We start from the raw sequence: 23,051 nt of genomic DNA on the forward strand, positions 1-23,051 counted from the left end.
TTTACAGGTATATTTCTTTTCCTAATTCTATAAACTCTTCTGACTTCTCGCGCATTCCTTGTTCTGCAGAGTCCCTAATTTCTTGTGATATTTTCATAGAACAGAATTTAGGTCCACACATAGAACAGAAGTGAGCTACTTTAGCACCATCAGCAGGTAATGTTTCATCGTGAAACTCTCTTGCTGTATCAGGATCTAGTGATAAGTTGAATTGATCTTCCCATCTAAATTCAAAGCGGGCTTTACTCAGTGCATTATCTCTGTATTGTGCTCCAGGGTGTCCTTTCGCTAAGTCAGCTGCATGAGCAGCTAGTTTATAGGTAATCACTCCATCCTTCACGTCTTTTTTGTTAGGTAGGCCTAAGTGTTCTTTTGGGGTTACGTAACATAGCATAGCCGTTCCGTACCATCCTATCATAGCTGCACCTATGGCAGAAGTGATATGATCATAACCTGGTGCTATATCTGTAGTCAAAGGGCCTAAAGTATAGAAAGGTGCTTCTCCACAGTCGCGAAGTTGCTTTTCCATATTCTCTTTAATCATGTGCATCGGTACATGCCCAGGGCCTTCTATCATGACTTGTACATCGTGTTTCCACGCGATTTTAGTTAGTTCACCTAGTGTTTCTAACTCTGCAAATTGAGCTGCATCATTTGCATCTGCAATAGAACCAGGTCTTAGTCCATCACCTAAAGAGAATGCTATATCGTATTGTTTCATAATCTCACAGATCTCTTCAAAGTGAGTATATAAGAAGTTTTCTTTGTGATGGAATAGACACCACTTAGCCATAATAGAGCCTCCACGAGATACGATACCCGTTACTCTATTAGCAGTTAAGTGTATATAGCGCAGTAGTACTCCTGCGTGAATGGTAAAGTATGATACTCCCTGTTCTGCTTGCTCAATCAGTGTATCTCTAAAGATCTCCCATGTCAAATCTTCAGCTATTCCTTTTACTTTTTCTAAGGCTTGGTAGATAGGTACTGTTCCGATAGGTACTGGAGAGTTGCGTATAATCCACTCTCTTGTCTCGTGAATATTCTTACCTGTTGATAAGTCCATAATCGTATCAGCTCCCCAGCGACATGCCCATACCGCTTTTTCTACTTCTTCTTCTATCGATGAGGTCACAGCACTATTTCCGATGTTAGCGTTGATCTTCACTAAGAAGTTACGACCTATAATCATTGGTTCGCTTTCTGGATGGTTGATATTATTAGGGATAATTGCACGTCCACTAGCTATCTCTTCTCTAACGAATTCTGGTGTGATGAAGTTCTTAGGTGTATTGGCACCAAAGCTATTGCCTTGATGTTGTTGCGTCATTGCTGAGGTAGCCTTGTTTAACTGTTCTATTCTTTGGTTTTCTCTGATGGCTACGTATTCCATTTCAGGAGTTATGATACCTTTTTTAGCATAATGTAGTTGAGTAACATTAGCTCCATTATTAGCAACCTTTGGGTTATGTCTAAACTCAAAGCGTAAGTGATCTAGTTTTTCATCTGCTAATCTTGCTTTGCCATATTCAGAGGTAATAGAAGATAGTGTGCTTACATCTTTTCTATCTAGTATCCATGCTTCACGTAGGCGTGGAATACCTTTGCGTATATCTATAGTGATATTAGGATCTGTATATGGCCCTGATGTGTCATATACTGTTACAGGTGGGTTCTCTTCTATACCACCATTAGATAGTTTAGTGTTGCTAAGAGCTATTTCTCTCATCGCTACTTCTATCGGAAAAATATCCCCTTTGATATATACTTTTTTTGAGTTAGGGAAAGGGGTTTGTGAAATACTGTGTTGTTCCATTGTCTTTTAGTTTTAAGTGTTATTAGTTCTTTTAACGAATGGAATCAACCACCTTGAGTAGCTGTGATAATTAAGATATCATCACTAGTAGATAAGTGATGAGTAGACCATTGGGTTTTAGCTATAACAGTTTGGTTTATTGCTACTGCTATCCCTTTTTGCTTATGTGGATGATAAATATCCAACATAGCCTGAATACTTAATGTATCCGTGTCAAATAGTACTTGTTGATTGTTGATTTTTAGTTCCATTCCTTTTCGTTTTGATATATAACTTTAGGAATGGCTACAATAGGGTACGTATGTACCTATCTAATGAAGTCATCTTACTTTTCCCTACGCTAGTATTAACTAGATCAGGTTCCAAGGGTGAAGTCTCAGCCTACAATGTATATGTAGACACCCCTAAAGCTTGAAGCAAATATAGGTCTTTTTTTGAACTGTGCAAATTAGGTGTGGATTTAACCTTGCATAATAAAAAAACGCTGAGGTAATTCCTCAGCGTTTCTCTATTTATATTTTTTCAGCGTAGATGATATAATATCTAGGGGTAAACCATCTAAAGATAGGGCGTATCCCTAATTTTTTGATAGGGTGTGTCCACATATCTCTATCTAAGATTTTATATCCTGCTTTTTCTACAAGCCAGTCTAATTGCCAAGCTTCAAATTCGTGATAATGCCTGTCTAACATATCTGTTTTACTTCTGTAGGCAGTACTAAACCACAGTCGTAATGGAACAGAAATCATTATTTTAGAAGCTTTACAAGATTTTAATACTGTGTACGGGTTTAGTAAATGTTCTACAATCTCAAAGGCTGTTAATACATCATAGTCTGTATTTAAAAGTACACTTTGATCTTCGTCTAGATCTTCACCTGAGGTATTAGAAACATGATATCCATCTTCTTGCATTATCTTAGTGAGTGGATTTATGACTCCTAGATCTAGTATCGTTGATTGTTTAGGGATATGTTTATTGACAAACTCTATTGTCTTGCGGAATCTTTTACTCGGATATGTTTTTTCGTACATAGTATTCTTAATAAGTTAATGCTTTGTATTTAAGCAGCAACTGGCTTATTTGATATTTTATTAACTATAATTGCGATAGCACCATCTCCCATTACGTTACAAGCTGTACCGAAACTGTCCATAGCAATATATAACGCAATCATTAAACTTTGTTGTTCTGTGTCAAAACCAAGGATTGAACTTAAAACTCCTAAAGAAGCCATAATCGCACCACCTGGTACTCCTGGTGCAGCTACCATTGCTATTCCTAACATAAAAATAAACCCTACCATTAATGTAAAATCTACATTTTGTCCTTGGACTAGCATTAAGGCAATAGAACAAGCAACTATCTTAAGCGTACTACCTGCTAAGTGAATAGTTGCACATAAAGGTATTGCGAATCCTGCTATTTTTGGGTCTACACCATTCTTGAGAGTATGCTCTAAGGTCACAGGTATTGTTGCCGCTGATGACTGGGTTCCTAATGCTGTGAAATATGCAGGTAGCATATTTTTCATTAGTTTAAATGGGTTTTGTTTACTCATTGTTCCAGCTATTACATATTGGAATATTAATACGAAGATGTGGAGAATAAATATTACCCCTATTATTTTCAGAAATGTATCAAGTACAATGAATACCTGACCATTATATGTCATGTTTAAAAAGATACCGAATATAAAGAGTGGTAAGAAAGGAATGATTGCTTTATTGATCACAGACATAATAATATCTTGAAAGTTGTTAAAAACACCTTCTAAGTACTTAAAATCGCCTTTTGATATTCCTATACCTAACATAAATGAAAGGATTAAAGAACTCATTACGTCAAACATGGGAGGCATTTCTATATTAAAGTAGGGAGTTAAACTCTTAGTAGACTCTGTTATATTTCCTAACTGTTCTGTTGCTAAGATATTTGGAAAAGTTGCCATACTGACTCCATAAGAAATAAAACCAGCAAATAGGGTAGAACCATATGCAATAGCTGTGGTAATCAGAAGTAGTTTACCTGCATTTTTACCGATGTTACCAATTGCAGGAACGATAAGTCCTATGATGATAAGAGGAATAGCAAAGCCTAAGAAGCCTCCGAATACACTGTTAAAAGTGCTGAAGATTCTACCAATTGATTCAGGTAGATAATTACCTAACACACTACCTAATGCGATAGCAATAATAATCTGAACTAACAGATTTTTCTTTAAGAATTTCATAATAAAATTAGTTGCGTTTGGGTAAAAGTAATAAAAAAAGCCTCAGAATGAACTGAGGCTTTTAATTATATTCTTAATAAGTTAAATGATTAACCTAAAGAAGCTCTTTTGAATCCAGTGATTTCAACATTGAAACCTTTCACATAGTCAGAAACTTTTTTAGACTCATCTTTAATAAAGTTTTGGTCTAATAAAGCTTTTTCTTGATCTAAAGTAGTGTTGTCACTGATGAAACGTTGAACTTTACCAGGTAAAATTCTGTCCCAAATATTTTCTGGTTTACCTTCAGCTTTTAATTCAGCTTTAGCATCTTCTTCCGCTTGTTTTAATACTTCTTCAGTAAGTTGAGCGTAAGAAATATATTGAGGTACATTTTTAAGTGTTTTACCTAAACGTACTAACTCTTCATTTTCTTTAACGATAACAGCGATACGAGCTTCAGTTTCTTTAGCTACGAATTCTGCATCAAAATCTTTGTAAGATAGAGTATCAGCACCCATAGAAGCAACTTGCATAGAAACGTCTTTAGCGATTTCGTCAGCTTTAGCTACAGCTTCTGATAAAGCAGTGATAGCAGCAATCTTGTTTCCGTGAACGTAAGAACCGATAAAAGCACCTTCTAATACTTCGAAAGCTCCGATTTCGATTTTCTCACCGATAACACCAGTTTGCTCAATACATTTTTCAGCAACAGTCATTGTAGCATCAAATGGAGAAGCTAAGAATTCTTCTTTAGTGTTAAAGTTGATAGCTTTCTCAGCTAATTCTTTTGCTAAAGTTTGGAACCCTTCGTTTTTACCTACGAAGTCAGTCTCACAGTTTAAAGTAAGAACTACACCTCTAGTTTTGTCTGCATTAACTAAAGCTACAGCAGCCCCTTCGCTTGACTCACGGTCAGAACGGTTAGCAGCAACTTTTTGTCCTTTTTTACGTAGAACTTCGATAGCTTTATCGAAATCTCCTTCAGCTTCAACTAAAGCTTTTTTACAGTCCATCATTCCGGCACCTGTTTGTTGTCTTAGTTTATTTACTTCTGCAGCAGTAATATTTGCCATTTTAAAAGAGTATTAATGAGTTAATAAAAAAAAGTCGTTATCGACAGTGTATACAAATGTAGACAACTATCAGCATAACGACTTTATGATATTGTTAAAAAATTATGCGTTAGCAGCAGGAGCTTCTACTTTAGCAGCAGGAACTTCTTCTTTTTCAGACTTTCTTTCTGCATTACCTTCGATAATAGCAGAAGTCACTAATGATAAAATTCTATCGATTGATTTAGAAGCATCATCGTTTGCTGGTATAACAAAATCAACTTGACGTGGGTCAGAGTTTGTATCAACCATAGCGAAGATCGGAATGTTTAATTTTTGAGCTTCTTTTATCGCAATGTGTTCAGCTTTAATATCTACTACAAATAGAGCTGCTGGTAGACGAGTCATGTCAGCAATAGAACCTAAGTTTTTCTCTAATTTTGCACGAAGACGTTCAACTTGTAAACGCTCTTTCTTAGAAAGAGTCATAAATGTACCGTCTTTTTTCATTCTATCGATTGAAGCCATTTTTTTAACAGCTTTACGAATAGTAACGAAGTTTGTTAACATACCACCAGGCCATCTTTCAGTGATGTATGGCATGTTAGCTGCAGCTGCTTTTTCAGCTACGATGTCTTTCGCTTGCTTTTTAGTTGCAACGAAAAGGATTTTTCTTCCTGATGCAGCGATCTTTTTCAAAGCTTCATTAGCTTCTTCTATTTTAGCTGCAGTTTTATATAGATTGATAATGTGAATACCATTACGCTCCATATAGATATAAGGAGCCATATTTGGATCCCATTTTCTAGTCATGTGTCCAAAATGAACACCTGCTTCTAGTAAATCTTTTACTTCTACTTTGTTTGCCATTTTCTAATAGTTTACGTTCTGTTACTTTAGCAATAGTCGAGTAGCGATACCGAAGTATTGGTCTCAATTATTTAGATGCTAAACTACCTCTTACAGCATTTTGTAAGTGGGGCAACAAAAACCCAGATTTTTAATAATAAATAAATATTAACGTTTAGAGAATTGGAATCTCTTACGAGCTTTCTTCTGACCAAATTTCTTACGCTCAACCATACGAGGGTCACGAGTCAATAATCCTTCTGGTTTAAGAACACCTCTGTTCTCAACATCAAGTTCACACATTGCTCTAGCGATAGCCATACGCACTGCTTCTGCTTGTCCTGTTGTTCCACCACCGTATACATTTACTTTAATATCAAAGTTCTCAGCGTTCTCAGTTAATGTAAGAGGCTGTAATACTTTGTACTGTAATGTACCCGTTGGGAAATAAATTTTAAAATCTTTTTTGTTAACTGTGATATTTCCTGTTCCTTCTGAAACATAAACACGAGCAACAGCGGTTTTTCTTCTACCGATTTTGTGAATAACTCCCATTACTTAATTTCGTTTAAATTAACGGCTTTAGGTTGTTGAGCCTCATGTTTGTGCTCAGCGCCCACATTAACATTTAAATTACGGAATAATTGTGCTCCTAATTTGTTTTTAGGCAACATTCCTTTTACTGCTTTCTCAACTAATAATGCAGGGTTCTTTTGTTGCATTACTTTAGCAGTTAATGATCTTTGACCTCCTGGGTAACCAGTGTGACGGATATACGTCTTTTCCTCTAGTTTGTTACCAGTTAGGTTGATTTTTTCTGCGTTGATAACGATTACGTTGTCTCCACAGTCTACGTGCGGTGTGTAATTTGTTTTGTGTTTACCTCTTAAAAGTACTGCAACTTTTGAAGCAAGACGTCCCAAATTTTGACCTTCAGCGTCAACAATTAACCACTCTTTTTGAGCAGTAGCTTTGTTAGCCGATACTGTCTTGTAGCTTAAACTTTCCACAATAAATTTGTATTTAATTAAACATTCCATTCCCAATTAAGGGAGTGCAAAAGTACAATTATTTCTGTACTTTACAAATTTCTACTTCCTTTTTTCGAAAATATTGGCTCTCAAATGTTTGACTAACAAACGTATCGGTATTCTTTACCTCTCTTGTTTGTTGTCTTTTTTATTTCTCATTTCTAAAGATGACTAATTTACTTTTTTTTAAAATAAAAAACTAATAACTGACACGAATTGAGTAATTTAGATTATAATTGCGATTGTATTATGAATAGATTGTATAGTTTTTTTGGACTTATTTTCCTTGCTGTGGCTGGTATTGCTTGTAATGATAAGCAAAGCGCTGCTGTAGAGGATATCTTGCTAGAACAAGAAGGAGGAGGTTAGTGAAGAAGAGGAAATGTTTTATCTTAGACTACCTGATGTCGCTTTTATAGAGATGGACGATGTGCTTAAGAATGTCTCTATTCATATCGATAAAGAGACTTATGAGTCAGCTCCTAGTACTTTAGATGTTTTGATTCTTAATGATTCAGATGTTGATATTACAACAGAATCAGTTTATGAGATAAGTAAATTGGAGTCTGATGACTGGATTAAATTGGATATGAGGAATGTAAATCTTGCTCAACGTTCGCATTCTATTTCCGCAGGCGGTAGAGAGAGAATTTCTATTGACCTTTTTTCTGAACAATTGGTTTATTCTAAAGGCACCTACCGCATTCAACTGTTTTTTAGTTTTGAGTGGGGAACTTTTGAACAGGAGGTAGAGGTTACTATTTTAGAGTAGTATAATGTAGAGCGTTTGTTGAGTAGATAGATAGAAAAAGAGGATGACTTTCACAGTCATCCTCTTTAATATAAATTTGTTTCTAGTATAATTTTGGGTTGAAGTTCTCAGGGAACTTAGCCATCTCTGGACTGTAATGAGGTGCTATTTCATCTAGTACTTGTTCAAATGTTTTGTCTTCTACATTCACTAGTTTGATGATACCACACGCTTTCTTTTTGTAATCTGCATATGCTAGTACGATAGGTACATTTGCAGATTTAGCGATGTGATAAAAGCCTTGTTTCCATTTATCAGAGTATCCTCTAGTACCCTCAGGGGTATTAATAATAGCAATGTCGTCAGTATTATTGATTACATTAACAGCATATTCTACTAGATTTTGACTTTTAGATCGGTCTACACCTATACAGCCAATAGCTCTAAAGAAAAAACCAAATAATCCTTTAGTATAGTAGTCCTTAATAAACATGCGAATAGGCATACCCATTATCCAAAAACAAGCTAGAGCATAGTAAAAATCCCAATTAGAAGTATGTGGTACACATATTAGCATAGTCTTTCTTACTTGTTTAGGATCAAAGTTATTAGGAACGTACTTCCATCCTGTAAGCCCTAACATTATTTTGCCTAGTACTTTTTTCATCGTGCTGTTTTTTATATATCAGTGACAAAGATAGAATAAAACAGATATGTTCTGTATTAAATCCAAGTACGCACCTTGTTAATAGTGTGTGAATTATAGATTTTTAGTTGCTAAACTAGCATTTGTATGATTTGCAAGACTTCTCTTTCTATGAGTTTAATGAGTCTTGTAAGGTATTATAATTAGAATTTTAGGTTAGTCGTAATGTTTAGTTTCTTAGGTGAATAGGCAAAAAAATTAGAGTGGTCGCATAATGGTCACATAGTTTTGCCCCATTTTAATGCGATCACTATGCTATCATTATCCCATTACTATCCTATCATTGAGTCTTAGCTTATAGTTTAGGGTGTTTGTTTCGTTTAATTAAAGTGTTTTTATTGTTTTATTCTTGTTTTTTTTATCTTATTCAGTACTTCTTGTTTATTTATTATTTTTTAACAAAATTGTTTATTTTTACAATACTTATTTTTGTGTTATTAAGTTTTTTTAAAAGGAAAGAGGTATGTTTTTTAGTGGATATTATTATCAAATTATAAGAAAGATTTTCCTGAAGAGACATTATGTGTGTCTTGAATGTAGCACTGCTAGGGACATGTATATAGAAGTTGGGTGTAGAGTGCATCACGCGATGTATGTTCCTCTGTATGCCAATAAGAAAAGTGTTGTAGTGAGTTGTTCTGTTTGTAATTCATCATATTATCCTGATGGTTTTCCTAGTATACCAAGTGGGATACTTCGTGAAGCTGAGAAAACACCGTTTAGATGGACTAGTTTTATAGGGTCTGGTATGATGGGACTATTAGCATTGATTAGTTTCATACTGATGATTATAGGTCAGTTCGAATCAAGTGACAGAAGATTAGAAGATATCAGCAATGTGTCTACTGGAAAGATTATCTTCTATGAGCTAGATAATGGGAATAAGACCTGTATGTATGTTACTGATACTTCAGGGGATACTTTATATGTTAGGCAAAATATGAAAGCAGTAAAACAAGGGAAGGTTTCACTTATCGATGAACCTAAGAATTATAGTGAGGAAGTAACGATATTTAGTAGAAAAAAAGTAGAACAATTAAGTAATGAGGGTAAAGTTAGTGATATATGCACTTCTACTACTGCAGGAGTGTTTAATCCTGAGTTATTTGAATAGTTAGAAAATATTTATTTTTAGAAGATGACAACATTAAAGTTTAATTGGTTAGATCAAAAAAAGAGCACTCTTCTGTTGAGTGTATACTTAGTAATCATAGTTGTTTTGGGTATTTTTAATTTGCCAAAAATTGTTCAGGCATTTGATAGAGGCTCATTTATGATGTATGTTTATATAGGTATGATTATTTTGGTGTTAATTGGTATCTTTTTCGTAAAGAGTAAATGTCTTGAGAAAATATCAGTGGTTATAGACGAAAGTTATATTAAAACGGTAGTAAAAGGACAATCAATCAAGATTTTGCACTCTTCTGTTTTGATGATAAAAAGAGAAAAACTGAATAGTGGTGAGGCTGTATTATCTGTCTTTATTGTTGGTAGTACCGTGTCTGCCTTACGGTTAGAAACGATAGATGTAGAGCAAGTAGAGTTATTTATAGATGAATTAAGGAAATATCACAATTATAGTACAGCTGATAAACAAGGTAGTTTAGGACAGACTTGGGTAGAATATATCAATAATGATGCTATACAGTCATCAGCTAATATATCTATGTTAGATATTGTGAGAAGTAAGGAAGGTAATCTCCGACGTACGCTCTTTATGTCGTTAGGAATAGCATTTGTAGTTTTAAATTTAGTGGTGTTTGTTCCATTTATTATTAATCCATTTAATACTTATGCCCCAAAAGAGGGGAAGATGTATTACGGAGATAAGGAATTGGCAGGTGTGATTCCCGACTCATGTAAGATATTAAGCACATCTGTTTTAAAGGATTCAATTCATGTATATTATAAAGGAGAAGTGTTAGAATGGGCAGATCACCCTAGTTTTAATTACCTTGAAGGAGAATTTTATAGTGATAAAAATGGGATCTATTATGAGTCAAAGGGCAAGATTACGAAAGATAAGTTAGTACCTATAGAGGGGGATTATGACAAGGCTACTTTTAGAACCTTAGGCTCGGGTATGTTGTATAAAGATATAAATAAGCTATATTATTTTGAAACAAACTTGTTAAATAGCAGTAGTCCTTTGATAGAAATAGATGTAGAGGGAATCGATATAGCGTCTTTTGAATTACTAGATTCTAAATGGGCGAAGGACAAACATCAAGTGTACTTTTTGGTTTGGGAAGAAGTAAGACCTTGTTTAGAAATAGATGTAACTAGCTTTGAAGTTGTCGATAATGTCACTGCAAAAGATAAAAACTATGTATACTATCTAACTAAGAATCTAGACTCTGATAATGTGCGTGCTACCCATAAAGATGGATATGCTATATTAGAAGATGCGGATGCTCCTACCTTTAAGAAGATAGAATATAATCTATATCAAGATAAAAATACTGAATGGAGTATCTCTACTGCTAGAGAGAAAAAGCGCAGAGATAATACTGTGATTATAGATAGAGATGATATTTAGAGGATAGGGAGTGAGATAATAGAGGAGATGTGTATTCCTTTAGGAATGGTTAGAAAATGCAGTGGTAACAAAGTAAAACGCCCGTTAAACTATCTTGTTTAACGGGCGTTTTATATCTATTTAATTAATGTGCTTCTAGCCAGTTGTCACCAGTGCCTAGATCTACTATTAATGGAACGTCAAGTTTATAGGCATTTTCCATTTCTGATTTGACCATTGTCTTCAGTGTTTCTAGTTCATCTTTATGAGCATCGAACACAAGCTCATCGTGTACTTGTAATAACATTTTAGACTTCCAGTTCTCTGCTTTCAATCTTTTATTGATATTAATCATCGCTATCTTGATGATATCAGCAGCACTACCTTGTATTGGAGCATTGACAGCATTACGCTCTGCAGCTCCTTTTACAACTGCATTATGTGAGTGAATATCCTTAAGATATCTTCTGCGTCCTAAGATAGTCTGTACATATCCATTTTCACGAGCGAAGTCTACCTGAGAAGCTATATAGCTCTTTAATTTAGGATATGTTTCGTAGTATGCATCAATTAGCTCCTTGCTCTCTGCGCGAGATAAATTAGTCTGATTACTTAGTCCAAAAGCTGATACCCCATAGATAATACCGAAGTTAACAGTCTTGGCATGACTACGTTGTTCTTTAGTTACTTCTTCTAATGGAACATTGAATACCTTAGCGGCAGTAGAACGGTGAATATCTTCTCCACGTTGGAACGATTCCATCATATTAGGCTCTTGACTTAGAGCTGCTATGATGCGAAGTTCTATCTGCGAATAATCGGCTGCTAGTAGTACATAGTTTTCATCACGTGCTATAAAAGCTTTTCTTACCTGACGGCCTCTCTCCGTACGGATAGGGATATTCTGTAAGTTAGGATTGTTAGAACTTAAACGCCCTGTAGCAGCTACTGCCTGCATGTATTCTGTATGCACGCGATTAGTCTTTGTATTTACTTGATCAGGTAATGCATCTACATAAGTATTCTGTAACTTGACCATCTGTCTCCAGTCTAGTATATCACGTACTATCTCATGCTTTGGAGCCAGTTCACTTAATATTTCTTCACCAGTAGCGTATTGTCCTGTCTTCGTTTTCTTAGGTTTAGAGCCTCCTATCTGAAGTTTTTCAAATAAGATGTCTCCTAATTGTTTTGGAGAGGCTAGGTTAAAGATCTCTCCAGCTTCAAGGAATATTCTTTCTTCTAATAATTTAATATCTACAGATAGTGTCTCAGATAAGGTCTTAAGGTAATCAGTATCAAGTCGAATACCTTCTGTTTCCATATCTGCAAGTACATTTACTAATGGTATTTCAATAGTGTCAAATAACTCTTGTGTATGTGTTTCGACTAATTGAGGTGCAAAGTTCTCTTTAAGTTGGAACGTGATGTCAGCATCTTCACCAGCATATTCTTTCACTAGTTCTACATCAATGTCACGCATTGTCTTTTGGTTCTTCCCCTTTTTACCAATTAAATCTTCTATAGGTTGAGGAGTATATCTAAGATAGGTCTCTGCTAATACATCCATGTTATGGCGCATATCAGGATTGATTAGATAATGCGCTATCATTGTATCAAACATAGGACCTTGTACTTGAATATCATATTGTTTTAATATTTTGATATCATATTTAAGGTTTTGCCCTATCTTCTCTATATTTTCTGCTTCAAAGAATGGTCTGAATTGCTGTACAAATATTTTAGCTTCTTCTTGATTCTCAGGTACAGGTACATAGAATGCATTTCCTTTCTCAAATGAGAAAGCGATACCCACAAGTTCTGCTGTGAATGGATCTAGACCAGTAGTCTCTGTGTCAAAACATACAGACTTCTGATTTAGTAAGTTTTGTATTAATAAACGCACAGCCATACCACTATTACATAGTTGGTATACGTGGTTAGTTGTATTTAATGTACTAAAGTATTGTTCTGATGGTGAATCTACACTATCTGAAGTATCTCCGAATAATGAGAATTGCTCATCGCCACCTGTTGTAGTAGCAGTAGGTGCACTAGGAGTAGGAATAGCTTCTTTACCTTTATTAAAAAGTTTATCGAATTGCTCTTTCATTCTTCTGAATTCAAGTTCGATAAATAATGCTTCCGATTTCTCTACATCTGGACATTCTAATACATAGTCTTTCTCATTAAACTGCACAGGGCAGTCTAATATGATAGTAGCTAATTTTTTAGATAGCAATCCTTTCTCTTTATTGGCTTCAATGTTCTCCTTCATTTTTCCTTTTAGCTCATGTGTATGAGCTAATAAGTTTTCCATAGAACCGTATTCTTTGATAAATTTCTTTGCAGTTTTCTCTCCTACACCTGGTAGGCCAGGAATGTTATCAACAGCATCACCCATCATACCTAAGAAGTCTATCACTTGCTCAGGATAGTCTACTTCGAATTTTTCTTTTACTTGATCAACACCCCATATTTCTATACCATTACCCATACGAGCTGGTCTGTACATAAAGATATTCTCAGATACTAACTGAGCATAATCTTTATCAGGAGTTACCATATATACTTCGAAACCTTCTTTCTCAGCTTGTTTAGACAATGTTCCAATCAAGTCATCAGCTTCAAATCCACTAACTTCAACGATAGGAATATGCATAGCCTCAAGGATTTGTTTGATATAAGGAATCGCTATTTTGATAGCTTCAGGAGTTGCATCTCTATTAGCTTTATATTCAGGGAATAGATCTAGTCTTAATGTACTACCACCTCTATCAAAAGCAACAGCTAAGTGATCAGGTGATTCTCTTTTAATAACGTCTATCAAGGAGTTCATAAAACCTAGAATAGCAGAGGTATCAAGCCCTTTAGAGTTAATTCGTGGGTTTTTAATGAATGCATAGTATCCTCTGAAGATCAGGGCATATGCATCAAGTAAGAAAAGACGGTTTTTATTAGCCATTTATACTTTGAGTTTTTATTAAAGGTAATTATTTTCTGATGTTCAAAGATAGTGATTTTGTACTAGGGGAGTTGGGAGGTTATCAAGTTTTATACGATGAGATTATAGAAAATATCAATAAATATTGTTAAAGATACTTTGAATGCTTTTATAAAAATCTAAATTTGTTTTTTATAGATTATTGAAATGGGGGGACTTATAGTGTTACTGTTAGTAATTGTTTTATCAGAATTTTATTGTTTTCAAGCAGTTCGTCAGATAACCAAAAATAAAATATTAAGATGGGGATATGTTATCGTATCCATATTAGGTATAGCCTATATGATTTACGGATTCTCACAGTTTGACCGTAATCATGGTAAAAATCATCAGGCATTAGTAGCAGGAGCCTTGGTTGTGTTATTCTATCTACCTAAAGTTATTATCACTCTGTTGTTGATTGTGGAGGATATTGTTAGAATTGTTAGAGGGATTATTAACTATGCGAAGGGCATTACAATCAAGAAGGATGATAAAGAAAGCTATGTGCCAAGTAGAAGAAAGTTTGTTTCAACTGTAGCTTTTGGAGTAGTATCTATTCCTTTTATATCTGTACTTCACGGAATTACAATCGGTAGATATAAATTCGAAGTACGCAAACAAATCTTGGAATTCGAAGACTTGCCAGAGGCTTTCGACGGATTTAAATTTACACAGATATCAGACATACACAGTGGAAGTTTTGATAATGAGGAAAAGATTAGATATGCTGTAGATCTAATTAATAGTCAAGAGTCAGATGCATTATTATTTACTGGTGATATAGTGAATAGCCTAGCAGATGAGATGATACCTTGGTATGATGTATTCGGTAAGATACGCAAGTATAAGTATGGTAAATATTCTATCTTAGGTAATCATGATTATGGTGATTATGCACGTTGGGATAATGAGGAAGATAGAGTTGCTAATTTTAATGGTATTTGTGATATTAGTTCTAAGTTAGATTTTAGACTACTAAGAAATGAGCATGTGTGGTTTGAGAAGGATGGGCAACGCATAGCTGTGGTAGGAGTTGAGAACTGGGGAGTGAGAGGTCACTTCCAAAAGTTAGGTGATTTAGACAAATCAACAGAAGGTATAGGAGCTAAGGATTTTAAAATATTAATGAGCCATGATCCTTCACATTGGGAAGCTAAAGTATTAGAGCATCCAAAGAATTTCCAACTTACTTTATCTGGACATACACATGGTAGTCAGTTCGGTATAGAGATACCTGGATTAATTAAGTGGAGTCCTATACAATATATATATAAGCAATGGGCAGGGCTATATGAGAAGATGGGGAAATACATCTATGTGAATAGAGGATTTGGATATCATGCTTATCAAGGCCGTACAGGTATCTGGCCAGAGATTACAGTTATAGAATTACGAAGAAAAAAGTAACGAATAATGCTAAAAAAGTACGGAATGTTGCTAGAAAGTAATATTTTTGTATATTAAACCTATAAATCACAACTGTAGATTATAGCAAAAGAGCTTTGTTTAATAATCTTGGTGGATTAGTTGAATATCATACATGATGTGAACTTATGTAGTACATAGTATAGGTTTATAAGAACAGTTTTAAAAAGTTAATTTATAGTATATGTCAAAATTCGGAGATTTAGTAACAGCAGACGTTCCTGTTTTAATCCACTTCTATGCACAGTGGAACGAAGCATGTACTACAATGAATCCTATCTTAATCGATGTGGCTGCGGCTATGGGCGATAGGTTGCGTATAGTGAAAATCGATGTAGAAAAGAATGGTGAATTAGTAGAGGCACTGCGTATTAAGCAGGTACCTACTATGATGCTTTATAAAAAAGGGAGTATGATATGGCGCCAAAGTGGTGTTATGGATGCTAACTCACTTATCAATGTCACAAAAACATTATAAGTTATCTAGGGAATAACCTTGTGATAATAAATATTCGATAGTTTTCGGTAGGGCATAACGCAAGTTGACGTTAGCTTTGATACTATCGTGAAATACAATAATACTTCCAGGAGCCATACTCGTTATGGCTCTTTTATAACATTCTTCTGGTGTTATAGTCTTGTCATAATCTTTCGTTAGATGTGACCACATAATAATTTCATACCCATTATTAAGTATTTTATTAGCTTGTGATTTCTTTATTTTACCATAAGGAGGTCTGTATAACAATGTTTGCTTATCTAGTGATAAGTGTTTAGACATTTCCTCTTTAGCTAATTTTATATTGTTTAAATAGTATTCATTCTCATTCTTCCAACCGTTTAAGTGATTAAAAGTATGGTTGCCTACTTGGTGTCCATCGTTGATGATTCTGTTGAATATATGGGGGTACTTACGTATATTATCTGCGATGCAAAAGAAAGTTGCTTTAGCATTATATTGTTTTAAAATATCTAACACCCATTCTGTCACTTCAGGAATAGGGCCATCGTCAAAAGTTAGGTAAACTGTCTTTTGATTAGTCTTTTGTCTCCATGTGTATCTTGGAAATAAATGGGGAAGTATGGCTCTTGATATATTCATAACTCAAATGTATAAAAAAAGAGTAGTTAACTAAATAACTACTCTTTTTTAATGAATAACAATTAACTATAAAATTATTTTATACCACCTCCGACAGCTCTGTAAAGCTGTACAACAGAAGTAAGTTGAGCTAATTCAGTATTGATATAACTTAATTCAGCAGCAAGAGCGCTTTCTCTAGCAGTTAATACATCTAGGTAGTTAGCCATACCTTGGATTAATAACTCTTCTGAATACTCAGTAGCTAGGTTATAAGCTTCGTATTCTTGCTTTTTAAGTTTCAACTTGTCAGAAGAACTTTGGTAAGTATATAAAGCATCAGAAACTTCTTTAGAAGCAGTTAAGATTGACTTTTTATAGCTTAATAAAGCTGATTCTTGTTTCGCTTTAGCTACTTCATGTGCAGTTTTAACTTTTCTACCGTTTAAAATAGGTTGAGTTAAACCTCCGATGAAGTTTGCAAAAAGAGAACTTGTGTTGAATAAGTTATCAAAGTCTAAACTCTGTAAACCTCCATTAGCTGTTAATCTAAAAGAAGGATAGAAGTTTGCACGAGCAACATTAGTCATCTCGAAGGCATTGATTAAACCATATTCAGCACTTCTTACATCTGGTCTATTGCTTAATAATTGAAGAGGTACACCTACAGTTAAATCAGCGTTTAATTTCTGAGATTTTAGGTCAGCTCTATTAATAGCATTAGGGTTGTCTCCTAACAAGATACTGAAAGCATTTTCAGTAAGTTTAATATTATTTTCAAGATCTACTAAAAGTGCTTTGGCATTAAATAACTGAGCTTGTGTTTGTTTAACAGCTACCTCATTTACTTGTCCTGATTCTTTTAAAGCCTCAATAGTTTCTAAACTGTTTGTTCTGTTCACTATTGTTTGTTCAGTCACTCTCTTTTGTTCATCTAACGCTACTAATTGAAAATACGTAGAGGCAATAGTTGATATAAGTTGAGTTTTCACAGCTTGATGTGCAGATACAGTTTGTAAGAAGCTAGCACTAGAAGCTCTTTTGTCGCTTCTAATTTTGCCCCATACATCTAATTCCCAAGAGAATTGTCCTGTGATATCATACATGTCATTTTTCACTCGAGTATCACCAAAAGCTTGTCCTTGAGGTCCGTTTTTAGATAGTACTGAGTGTGTATAGTTTGCACCTAAGTTTAATGTAGGAGCATATCCCCATTTACCTTGTTGCATATAAGCTTGAGCTGCATTAATATTCTCTAATGCGATTCTGATATCTAAGTTGTTCTCTAAACCTTTCTCAATATGTTGAATAAGGATTTGGTCTGAGAAGAGCTCTTTCCATGACATTGCTGCCATAGAAAGAGTATCCTGAGATATTTTATCAGTACGGAATTGCGCTTCGTTAGTTACTTCTGGTCTCTCGTAGTTTTTCGAAACTATACAAGATTGCATTGTAATTGCTAAAACGGCAATAGGTAAAGCTCTATATAAAGTTTGTTTTTTCATATTATTCTGACTTGTGCTCTACGAATTTAATCGGTTTAATTTTTTCTTGTAAGTACTGGAATATAGCATAAAGTACAGGAATTACGAATACTCCTAGTATAGTACCAATCAATAGTCCAAATGCAGCACCTGTACCAATAGATCTGTTACCAACATCTCCAACACCTTTAGCAAATACTAATGGCATCATACCTAAAATAAAGGCGAAAGATGTCATTAAGATTGGTCTTAAACGAGCTTTAGCACCGTTTATAGCTGACTCAGCTATTGATTCTCCATGTTGACGTCTCTGTAAAGCAAACTCAACAATAAGAATAGCATTCTTAGCAAGAAGACCGACCAGCATCACCAGTGCAATCTGGAAGTAAATATTATTTTCTAATCCTGCATATTTCTGTGCAATGAAAGCTCCCATAATACCTGTAGGTAATGATAAGATTACTGCTAAAGGCAATAAATAACTTTCATATTGTGCAGATAATAGGAAGTAAACGAAAATAATACATAAAGCAAAGATCATTACAGTTTGGTTTCCAGAACTAATCTCTTCACGAGAAAGACCTGTAAAGTCAATTCCATAATCAGCACTTAACGTTTGAGCAGCTACTTCTTGTACAGCTTTAATCGCATCACCTGAACTGAATCCTGGTTTTGGAGCTCCAGCAATATTAGAAGAAGTAAATAAGTTGTAACGGTTTACTGATTGTGGTCCATATACTTTTTTCAAATCGACGAACTGAGTTACTGGCGCCATTTCTCCAGAAGCTGTTCTAACATAAATCTCATTTAAGCTATTTTTGTCAGATCTATACTCTGGTAATGCTTGAACCATAACACGGTATTGTTTACCAAAACGTGTAAAGTCAGCTGCATATATACCTCCAATATAACCTTGTAATGCAGAGAATATATCACTTACTAATACTCCTGATTCTTTTGCTCTAGGGATATTTAAGTCTAATTCGTATTGTGCATAGTTTGTATTAAACGATGACTGTGCATACATAATCTCAGGACGTTGCATTAATGCACCTAAATATTCTTTAGATTTTTGATCAAAATCAGTAAGAGCCCCCCCTGTTTTATCTAGTAATTTCATCTCAAAACCTGAAGACATACCAAAACCTGGTATACTTGGTGGTTGGAAGAAGATCATTCTAGCATCTTGGAATTGCGTTGCAGCAATACCGAATAAGTTTCCGATAATAGCATCAGTAGCTAATTCTGGTGTAGTTCTTTCTGCGAAGTCTTTTAATTTGATCATCGCCATACCGTAGTTAGATCCCTGTCCATTGATGAATGAGAATCCTGATACGATAGTTACACCTTCTACTCCAGGGATTTGTTTTACTACTTTTGAGAACTCTTTTTGTAAACTTGTTACACGGTCTTGAGAAGCTCCAGCTGGTAATTCAATGTTACCCATAATAAAACCACGGTCTTCGTTAGGAACAAATCCACTAGGCATAGTCTTAGCAGAGTAGTAAGTTATTCCTAAACATGCTATTAATATAGCAAACGTTACCCATTTGTGTTTTAATAAGAACTTGAATGAGTTACCATACTTATGTGTTAGGTTATTAAATGCAACGTTGAAAGCATCAAAGAAACGCTGTACAAAGTTTCTTTTCTTTTCACCGTGATTTGCATCGTGTTGCTTTAAGAATAAGGCACATAATGCTGGACTCAATGTCAAGGCATTAATAGCAGAAATTAAGATAGCAACAATAAGTGTGATACCAAATTGCTTGTAGAATACTCCTGTAGGGCCTGGAATGAAGGTAACAGGTATAAATACTGCAGACATTACTAATGTAATAGAGATAATCGCACCTGATATTTCTGTCATAGTGTTTAAACTCGCCTCTTTAGCATCCTGTCCAGTTTCTTCCATTTTGGCGTGTACGGCTTCTACCACAACGATGGCATCATCCACCACAATACCGATGGCTAGTACAAGAGCAAATAGTGTTAACAAGTTAATTGAGAACCCGAATACACTCAAGAAGAAGAACGTACCTACAATTGCTACTGGTACTGCGATCAACGGAATTAATGTTGAACGGAAATCTTGTAAGAAGATATACACTACCACGAATACTAATAAGAACGCTTCTATAAGAGTGTGAACCACCTTACTAATAGAGGCATCTAAGAATTCGTTAGTATCCATCAGTACAGTATAATCAATACCTTCAGGGAATGTAACTTTCATTTTCTCAAGTTCAGTATGTAAGTTCTGAATAATTTCTTGAGCGTTAGAACCTGGAGTCTGATAGATAGCCATTGCTACCCCTGGGTACCCATCTTGTTCTGAACTTCCTACATAAGACATAGCTCCTAATTCTATTTTAGCTACATCTTTTAAGTATAGTACTTGTCCATTACCCAATGATTTTACAACGATATTTTCGTATTGATCTTGAGTTTTGTATTTACCACTATATTTAATTACATATTGAAATGCTTCTGCATTGTTTTCACCTAGTTGACCTGCAGCAGCTTCCAAACTCTGTTCGTTTAATACTCTAACTACGTCAGATGGTACTAAACCATAAGCTTTCATTTTTGCTGGATCAATCCAAATACGCATTGAATAGTTACGAGAACCAAAAGCAGATGCATCTCCAACACCACTTACACGTTTAAGTACAGGAATAACGTTGATATTCATGTAGTTTTGAATGTAAATAGCATCGTAGTTAGGGCTTGTCGAATAGAATGACAAGAACATTAATGCACTTGTTTGTTGTTTCTGAGTAGTAACTCCAGAACGTGTTACCTCTGCTGGTAAAAGTGGTGTAGCACGTGCTACACGGTTTTGTACGTTTACTGCAGCGATATCTGGGTCAACTCCTTGTTTGAAAACTACTTGTATACTAGCACTACCATCATTCGATGCAGTAGATGTAATATAGTCCATGTTTTCCACCCCATTCACCTGCTCCTCGATTGGGATAACCACAGATTGCATTACTGTTTCAGCATTCGCTCCTGGATATGCTGCTGCAATCTGTACAGTAGGAGGTGCAATATCAGGATATTGCGTTACCGGAAGTACTGTTAGTCCCAGCACCCCTAGTATTACTATAAGTATAGAAATAACTGTAGATAATACAGGTCTTTCAATAAATGTTTTTAACATACTTTAGAATGTTGATTTGATGTCTTCGTTAATTTTTTCAAATTTCTCAGGTACTGGTGTAATTGGTGTTCCACTACGTAGAGTTCCTAATCCAGTTCCAATAATTTTTTCACCTTTCTTCACACCTTCTTTAACTATAGCCAACTTGTTAACTCTATCGATAACTTCAATTTTAGTTGCTTTAGCAGTATCATTAGCGACAGTGTATACATATACTTGTCCTTGTTGTTCGAATGTAGCTGATTCAGGTACTACTAATACATTAGTATATTCGTTAGGCAATAGAAGAGTTCCACTGTTTCCGTTAGATAATAATCTGTTTGGATTATTAAATAAAGCTCTTAGTTGAACTGTACCAGTAGTTGGGTTAATTTGACCTGAGATAGTTTCAATTTTTCCTGACTCTTCATATACTTGTCCATTAGCTAACTGTAGTTTAACAGTAGGTAAGTGACCTAGTTTTTCTTTTAATGATTTACCTTCTATTTTTTCTAAGAAGTCAAAGTACTCTTTTTCATTAAGAGTAAAGTAAGCATAGATGTCACTATCATCAGACACTACAGTTAAGGGCTGTGGATCACTAGGACTAACAAGTGTTCCTTCACGGAATTTGATAGCTCCTACGATACCATCGATAGGACTTTTAACGATAGCATAGTCTATGTTCGCTACTATGCTTTTGTGTTGTGCTTTAGCTGCAGCTACTTGGCTTTTAGCACTAGCTAAGTTAGCTTGAGCCGTTTCTAATTGAATTTTACTGATAATACCTTTAGTTACAAGCGGGACTAATTTATCAACGTTTACTTGAGCTACATTTACTTGAGCCTCAGCTGTTCTGATAGCTGCTTTAGCTGCATCAGCGCTTTCGTTTAACATGTTAGTCTCAAGTCTAAATAGGGGTTGCCCTTTTCTTACGATAGCACCTTCATCTACGTAGACTTCTTGGATGTAACCAGATATTTTCGCACGAACGTCACTTGCTACTTTTCCTTGAATAGTAGTAGGATAGTTTTTATATCCTGTTACGTTTTGTGTTGGAACTTCCACTACCTTATAAGGTAACGGTCCATGTCCACCTTGTTGTTGATCTTTTTTTCCACATGATGCTACAGTGATAGCGATAGCAGCGAAAGTGATCGTTTGTAAATAACGTTTCATATAATTACTTAATTTGTACTTTTTAATTTTTCTATTGTTTCTGACATATGGTTTTTGCCTTTCTCTAAATGGTCTATATATAGTTCCATTTTTTTATTGCAATTATTAGCCTTTAGTGTGCCTTCATCTACACATTTGACTAATCTCAGGCTAAGCGCATGTTCACGTTCTAATACATCTCGTATTATTTGTAGTCTTAAAGTCATGTAATTAGGGTTTAACCTAAAAAACCTTTTTCTTTCATCTATTTTATTGAAATGCTCAATCTGATTGTTTGATATTAATAAGTTCAAACTAGTAGAAACAGAACTTTTGCTTGCATTTAGTCTTTCAACTAACTCATCAAAAGTTACGCCATCTCTGTTATTATTAAACATGATATAAGTATATATCTGTGCCGTGAGAGGCGACAGTTGATAAACTAGCTCATGATGTGCACAGAAGTCTTGAAATAAGTCTACTAAATCTTGGTCGTATTGCATTTTATATTAAAATTTTGATGAAGCAAATATACAGTTAGTTTTGTAATTACCGAACCAAACAAACTTAAAAGTTTCTTAATTATTTAGATGGCGTCTACATAGTGATAAATATTGTTTTTTTATTCTATGGTCATCTATTTGATAATGTGATAGAAATAGAAATAGTGAGATTTTGTTTTTAAAAAAATTAAAGAATGCTTGCATAACTTTTGAAAATAGCATTATATTTGCATCCACAAAAGCGGAAGTAGCTCAGTTGGTAGAGCTCCAGCCTTCCAAGCTGGTTGTCGCGAGTTCGAGCCTCGTCTTCCGCTCTGCTTAAACCTGATGT

The 23,051-nt window shown here is 34.9% G+C and carries 20 protein-coding genes, 1 tRNA gene and 1 riboswitch; of the genes, 6 read left to right on the plus strand and 15 right to left on the minus strand.

Going from position 1 to position 23,051, the window contains the following annotated elements; translation table 11 throughout:
- Position 1: 1 nt before the first annotated feature.
- The 8 genes from thiC to rplM all read right to left on the minus strand — a co-directional run bounded on the left by thiC (position 2) and on the right by rplM (position 6,942).
- The gene (thiC, locus tag CF599_RS02220; protein ID WP_121964411.1) at positions 2 to 1,816 is read right to left on the minus strand and encodes a phosphomethylpyrimidine synthase ThiC; all 1,815 of its coding nucleotides are present in this window, start codon (positions 1,814 to 1,816) and stop codon (positions 2 to 4) included.
- A gap of 44 nt (positions 1,817 to 1,860) precedes the next feature.
- Positions 1,861 to 2,067: a sulfur carrier protein ThiS gene (gene thiS, locus CF599_RS02225; protein WP_121964412.1), complete on the minus strand. Its 207-nt coding sequence runs from the start codon at positions 2,065 to 2,067 to the stop codon at positions 1,861 to 1,863.
- Between the two features lie 64 nt (positions 2,068 to 2,131).
- Positions 2,132 to 2,232: riboswitch (TPP riboswitch) on the minus strand.
- A 96-nt stretch (positions 2,233 to 2,328) separates the two neighbouring features.
- Positions 2,329 to 2,808, minus strand: a complete 480-nt coding sequence (locus CF599_RS02230; protein WP_121964437.1) for a methyltransferase — start codon at positions 2,806 to 2,808, stop codon at positions 2,329 to 2,331.
- Positions 2,809 to 2,879: 71 nt separating this feature from the next.
- Entirely contained in the window at positions 2,880 to 4,049 is a 1,170-nt protein-coding gene (locus CF599_RS02235) for a dicarboxylate/amino acid:cation symporter (RefSeq protein WP_121964413.1), read from the minus strand.
- 89 nt (positions 4,050 to 4,138) lie between these two features.
- On the minus strand, positions 4,139 to 5,104 hold the full coding sequence (gene tsf, locus CF599_RS02240; protein WP_121964414.1) for a translation elongation factor Ts: 966 nt from the start codon (positions 5,102 to 5,104) through the stop codon (positions 4,139 to 4,141).
- A 102-nt stretch (positions 5,105 to 5,206) separates the two neighbouring features.
- Positions 5,207 to 5,953: a 30S ribosomal protein S2 gene (gene rpsB, locus CF599_RS02245; RefSeq protein WP_121964415.1), complete on the minus strand. Its 747-nt coding sequence runs from the start codon at positions 5,951 to 5,953 to the stop codon at positions 5,207 to 5,209.
- A gap of 147 nt (positions 5,954 to 6,100) precedes the next feature.
- Positions 6,101 to 6,487: a 30S ribosomal protein S9 gene (gene rpsI, locus CF599_RS02250; protein ID WP_121964416.1), complete on the minus strand. Its 387-nt coding sequence runs from the start codon at positions 6,485 to 6,487 to the stop codon at positions 6,101 to 6,103.
- Positions 6,487 to 6,942, minus strand: coding sequence for a 50S ribosomal protein L13 (gene rplM / locus CF599_RS02255; protein ID WP_121964438.1), 456 nt, complete (start codon positions 6,940 to 6,942; stop codon positions 6,487 to 6,489). Before rplM ends, rpsI begins: the two co-directional genes overlap by 1 nt.
- A 403-nt stretch (positions 6,943 to 7,345) precedes the next feature.
- On the opposite strand from rplM, the gene CF599_RS02260 reads away from it, so the two are divergent.
- Positions 7,346 to 7,735 carry an immunoglobulin-like domain-containing protein gene (locus tag CF599_RS02260; protein ID WP_121964417.1) on the plus strand — a complete coding sequence of 130 codons (390 nt, stop codon included), beginning with the start codon at positions 7,346 to 7,348 and terminating at the stop codon, positions 7,733 to 7,735.
- 82 nt (positions 7,736 to 7,817) lie between these two features.
- Here the strand turns inward: CF599_RS02260 and CF599_RS02265 are convergent, their stop codons facing one another.
- Positions 7,818 to 8,381 (minus strand): 1-acyl-sn-glycerol-3-phosphate acyltransferase, encoded by a 564-nt coding sequence (locus CF599_RS02265; RefSeq protein WP_121964418.1) that lies wholly within the window; start codon positions 8,379 to 8,381, stop codon positions 7,818 to 7,820.
- Positions 8,382 to 8,973: 592 nt separating this feature from the next.
- Here CF599_RS02265 and CF599_RS02270 point away from each other — a divergent pair.
- Together CF599_RS02270 and CF599_RS02275 are read left to right on the plus strand one after the other, a co-directional pair.
- Positions 8,974 to 9,534, plus strand: a complete 561-nt coding sequence (locus tag CF599_RS02270; RefSeq protein WP_121964419.1) for a hypothetical protein — start codon at positions 8,974 to 8,976, stop codon at positions 9,532 to 9,534.
- A 24-nt stretch (positions 9,535 to 9,558) separates the two neighbouring features.
- The gene (locus CF599_RS02275; RefSeq protein ID WP_121964420.1) at positions 9,559 to 10,959 is read left to right on the plus strand and encodes a DKNYY domain-containing protein; all 1,401 of its coding nucleotides are present in this window, start codon (positions 9,559 to 9,561) and stop codon (positions 10,957 to 10,959) included.
- A gap of 124 nt (positions 10,960 to 11,083) precedes the next feature.
- Here the strand turns inward: CF599_RS02275 and polA are convergent, their stop codons facing one another.
- Complete coding sequence (gene polA, locus CF599_RS02280) at positions 11,084 to 13,903, minus strand: DNA polymerase I (protein ID WP_121964421.1); 2,820 nt, start codon at positions 13,901 to 13,903, stop codon at positions 11,084 to 11,086.
- A 186-nt stretch (positions 13,904 to 14,089) separates the two neighbouring features.
- Between polA and CF599_RS02285 the strand changes: the two genes are divergently transcribed.
- Positions 14,090 to 15,331, plus strand: coding sequence for a metallophosphoesterase (locus CF599_RS02285; protein ID WP_121964422.1), 1,242 nt, complete (start codon positions 14,090 to 14,092; stop codon positions 15,329 to 15,331).
- A 202-nt stretch (positions 15,332 to 15,533) separates the two neighbouring features.
- A complete protein-coding gene (locus CF599_RS02290) occupies positions 15,534 to 15,827 on the plus strand; it encodes a co-chaperone YbbN (protein ID WP_121964423.1) in 294 nt (97 codons plus the stop codon).
- Here CF599_RS02290 and CF599_RS02295 read toward each other — a convergent pair.
- The 5 genes from CF599_RS02295 to CF599_RS02315 form a co-directional block, all read right to left on the minus strand.
- On the minus strand, positions 15,822 to 16,451 hold the full coding sequence (locus tag CF599_RS02295) for a polysaccharide deacetylase family protein (RefSeq protein ID WP_121964424.1): 630 nt from the start codon (positions 16,449 to 16,451) through the stop codon (positions 15,822 to 15,824). The genes CF599_RS02290 and CF599_RS02295 overlap by 6 nt on opposite strands.
- A gap of 74 nt (positions 16,452 to 16,525) precedes the next feature.
- Positions 16,526 to 17,935, minus strand: coding sequence for an efflux transporter outer membrane subunit (locus CF599_RS02300; RefSeq protein ID WP_121964425.1), 1,410 nt, complete (start codon positions 17,933 to 17,935; stop codon positions 16,526 to 16,528).
- A gap of 1 nt (position 17,936) precedes the next feature.
- On the minus strand, positions 17,937 to 21,080 hold the full coding sequence (locus tag CF599_RS02305) for an efflux RND transporter permease subunit (RefSeq protein WP_121964426.1): 3,144 nt from the start codon (positions 21,078 to 21,080) through the stop codon (positions 17,937 to 17,939).
- 3 nt (positions 21,081 to 21,083) lie between these two features.
- A complete protein-coding gene (locus CF599_RS02310) occupies positions 21,084 to 22,238 on the minus strand; it encodes an efflux RND transporter periplasmic adaptor subunit (RefSeq protein ID WP_121964427.1) in 1,155 nt (384 codons plus the stop codon).
- An 8-nt stretch (positions 22,239 to 22,246) separates the two neighbouring features.
- Positions 22,247 to 22,615, minus strand: coding sequence for a GbsR/MarR family transcriptional regulator (locus CF599_RS02315; RefSeq protein WP_254050219.1), 369 nt, complete (start codon positions 22,613 to 22,615; stop codon positions 22,247 to 22,249).
- 346 nt (positions 22,616 to 22,961) lie between these two features.
- Here CF599_RS02315 and CF599_RS02320 point away from each other — a divergent pair.
- Positions 22,962 to 23,034, plus strand: a tRNA-Gly gene (locus CF599_RS02320).
- Positions 23,035 to 23,051: the final 17 nt, after the last annotated feature.

The sequence above is a fragment of the Myroides sp. N17-2 genome (genome assembly GCF_002286775.1).
Lineage (GTDB): Bacteria > Bacteroidota > Bacteroidia > Flavobacteriales > Flavobacteriaceae > Flavobacterium.

Coding starts and splice junctions, on each gene's coding strand:
- rpsB (WP_121964415.1), bottom strand. CDS start 5,953: ATGGCAAACAAAGTAGAAGTAAAAGATTTACTAGAAGCAGGTGTTCAT.
- CF599_RS02260 (WP_121964417.1), top strand. CDS start 7,346: ATGTTTTATCTTAGACTACCTGATGTCGCTTTTATAGAGATGGACGAT.
- rpsI (WP_121964416.1), bottom strand. CDS start 6,487: ATGGGAGTTATTCACAAAATCGGTAGAAGAAAAACCGCTGTTGCTCGT.
- CF599_RS02305 (WP_121964426.1), bottom strand. CDS start 21,080: ATGTTAAAAACATTTATTGAAAGACCTGTATTATCTACAGTTATTTCT.
- CF599_RS02235 (WP_121964413.1), bottom strand. CDS start 4,049: ATGAAATTCTTAAAGAAAAATCTGTTAGTTCAGATTATTATTGCTATC.
- CF599_RS02315 (WP_254050219.1), bottom strand. CDS start 22,615: ATGTTTAATAATAACAGAGATGGCGTAACTTTTGATGAGTTAGTTGAA.
- CF599_RS02275 (WP_121964420.1), top strand. CDS start 9,559: ATGACAACATTAAAGTTTAATTGGTTAGATCAAAAAAAGAGCACTCTT.
- CF599_RS02310 (WP_121964427.1), bottom strand. CDS start 22,238: ATGAAACGTTATTTACAAACGATCACTTTCGCTGCTATCGCTATCACT.
- polA (WP_121964421.1), bottom strand. CDS start 13,903: ATGGCTAATAAAAACCGTCTTTTCTTACTTGATGCATATGCCCTGATC.
- CF599_RS02270 (WP_121964419.1), top strand. CDS start 8,974: ATGTATATAGAAGTTGGGTGTAGAGTGCATCACGCGATGTATGTTCCT.
- CF599_RS02295 (WP_121964424.1), bottom strand. CDS start 16,451: ATGAATATATCAAGAGCCATACTTCCCCATTTATTTCCAAGATACACA.
- thiC (WP_121964411.1), bottom strand. CDS start 1,816: ATGGAACAACACAGTATTTCACAAACCCCTTTCCCTAACTCAAAAAAA.
- thiS (WP_121964412.1), bottom strand. CDS start 2,067: ATGGAACTAAAAATCAACAATCAACAAGTACTATTTGACACGGATACA.
- tsf (WP_121964414.1), bottom strand. CDS start 5,104: ATGGCAAATATTACTGCTGCAGAAGTAAATAAACTAAGACAACAAACA.
- CF599_RS02300 (WP_121964425.1), bottom strand. CDS start 17,935: ATGAAAAAACAAACTTTATATAGAGCTTTACCTATTGCCGTTTTAGCA.
- CF599_RS02290 (WP_121964423.1), top strand. CDS start 15,534: ATGTCAAAATTCGGAGATTTAGTAACAGCAGACGTTCCTGTTTTAATC.
- CF599_RS02265 (WP_121964418.1), bottom strand. CDS start 8,381: ATGAAAAAAGTACTAGGCAAAATAATGTTAGGGCTTACAGGATGGAAG.
- CF599_RS02285 (WP_121964422.1), top strand. CDS start 14,090: ATGGGGGGACTTATAGTGTTACTGTTAGTAATTGTTTTATCAGAATTT.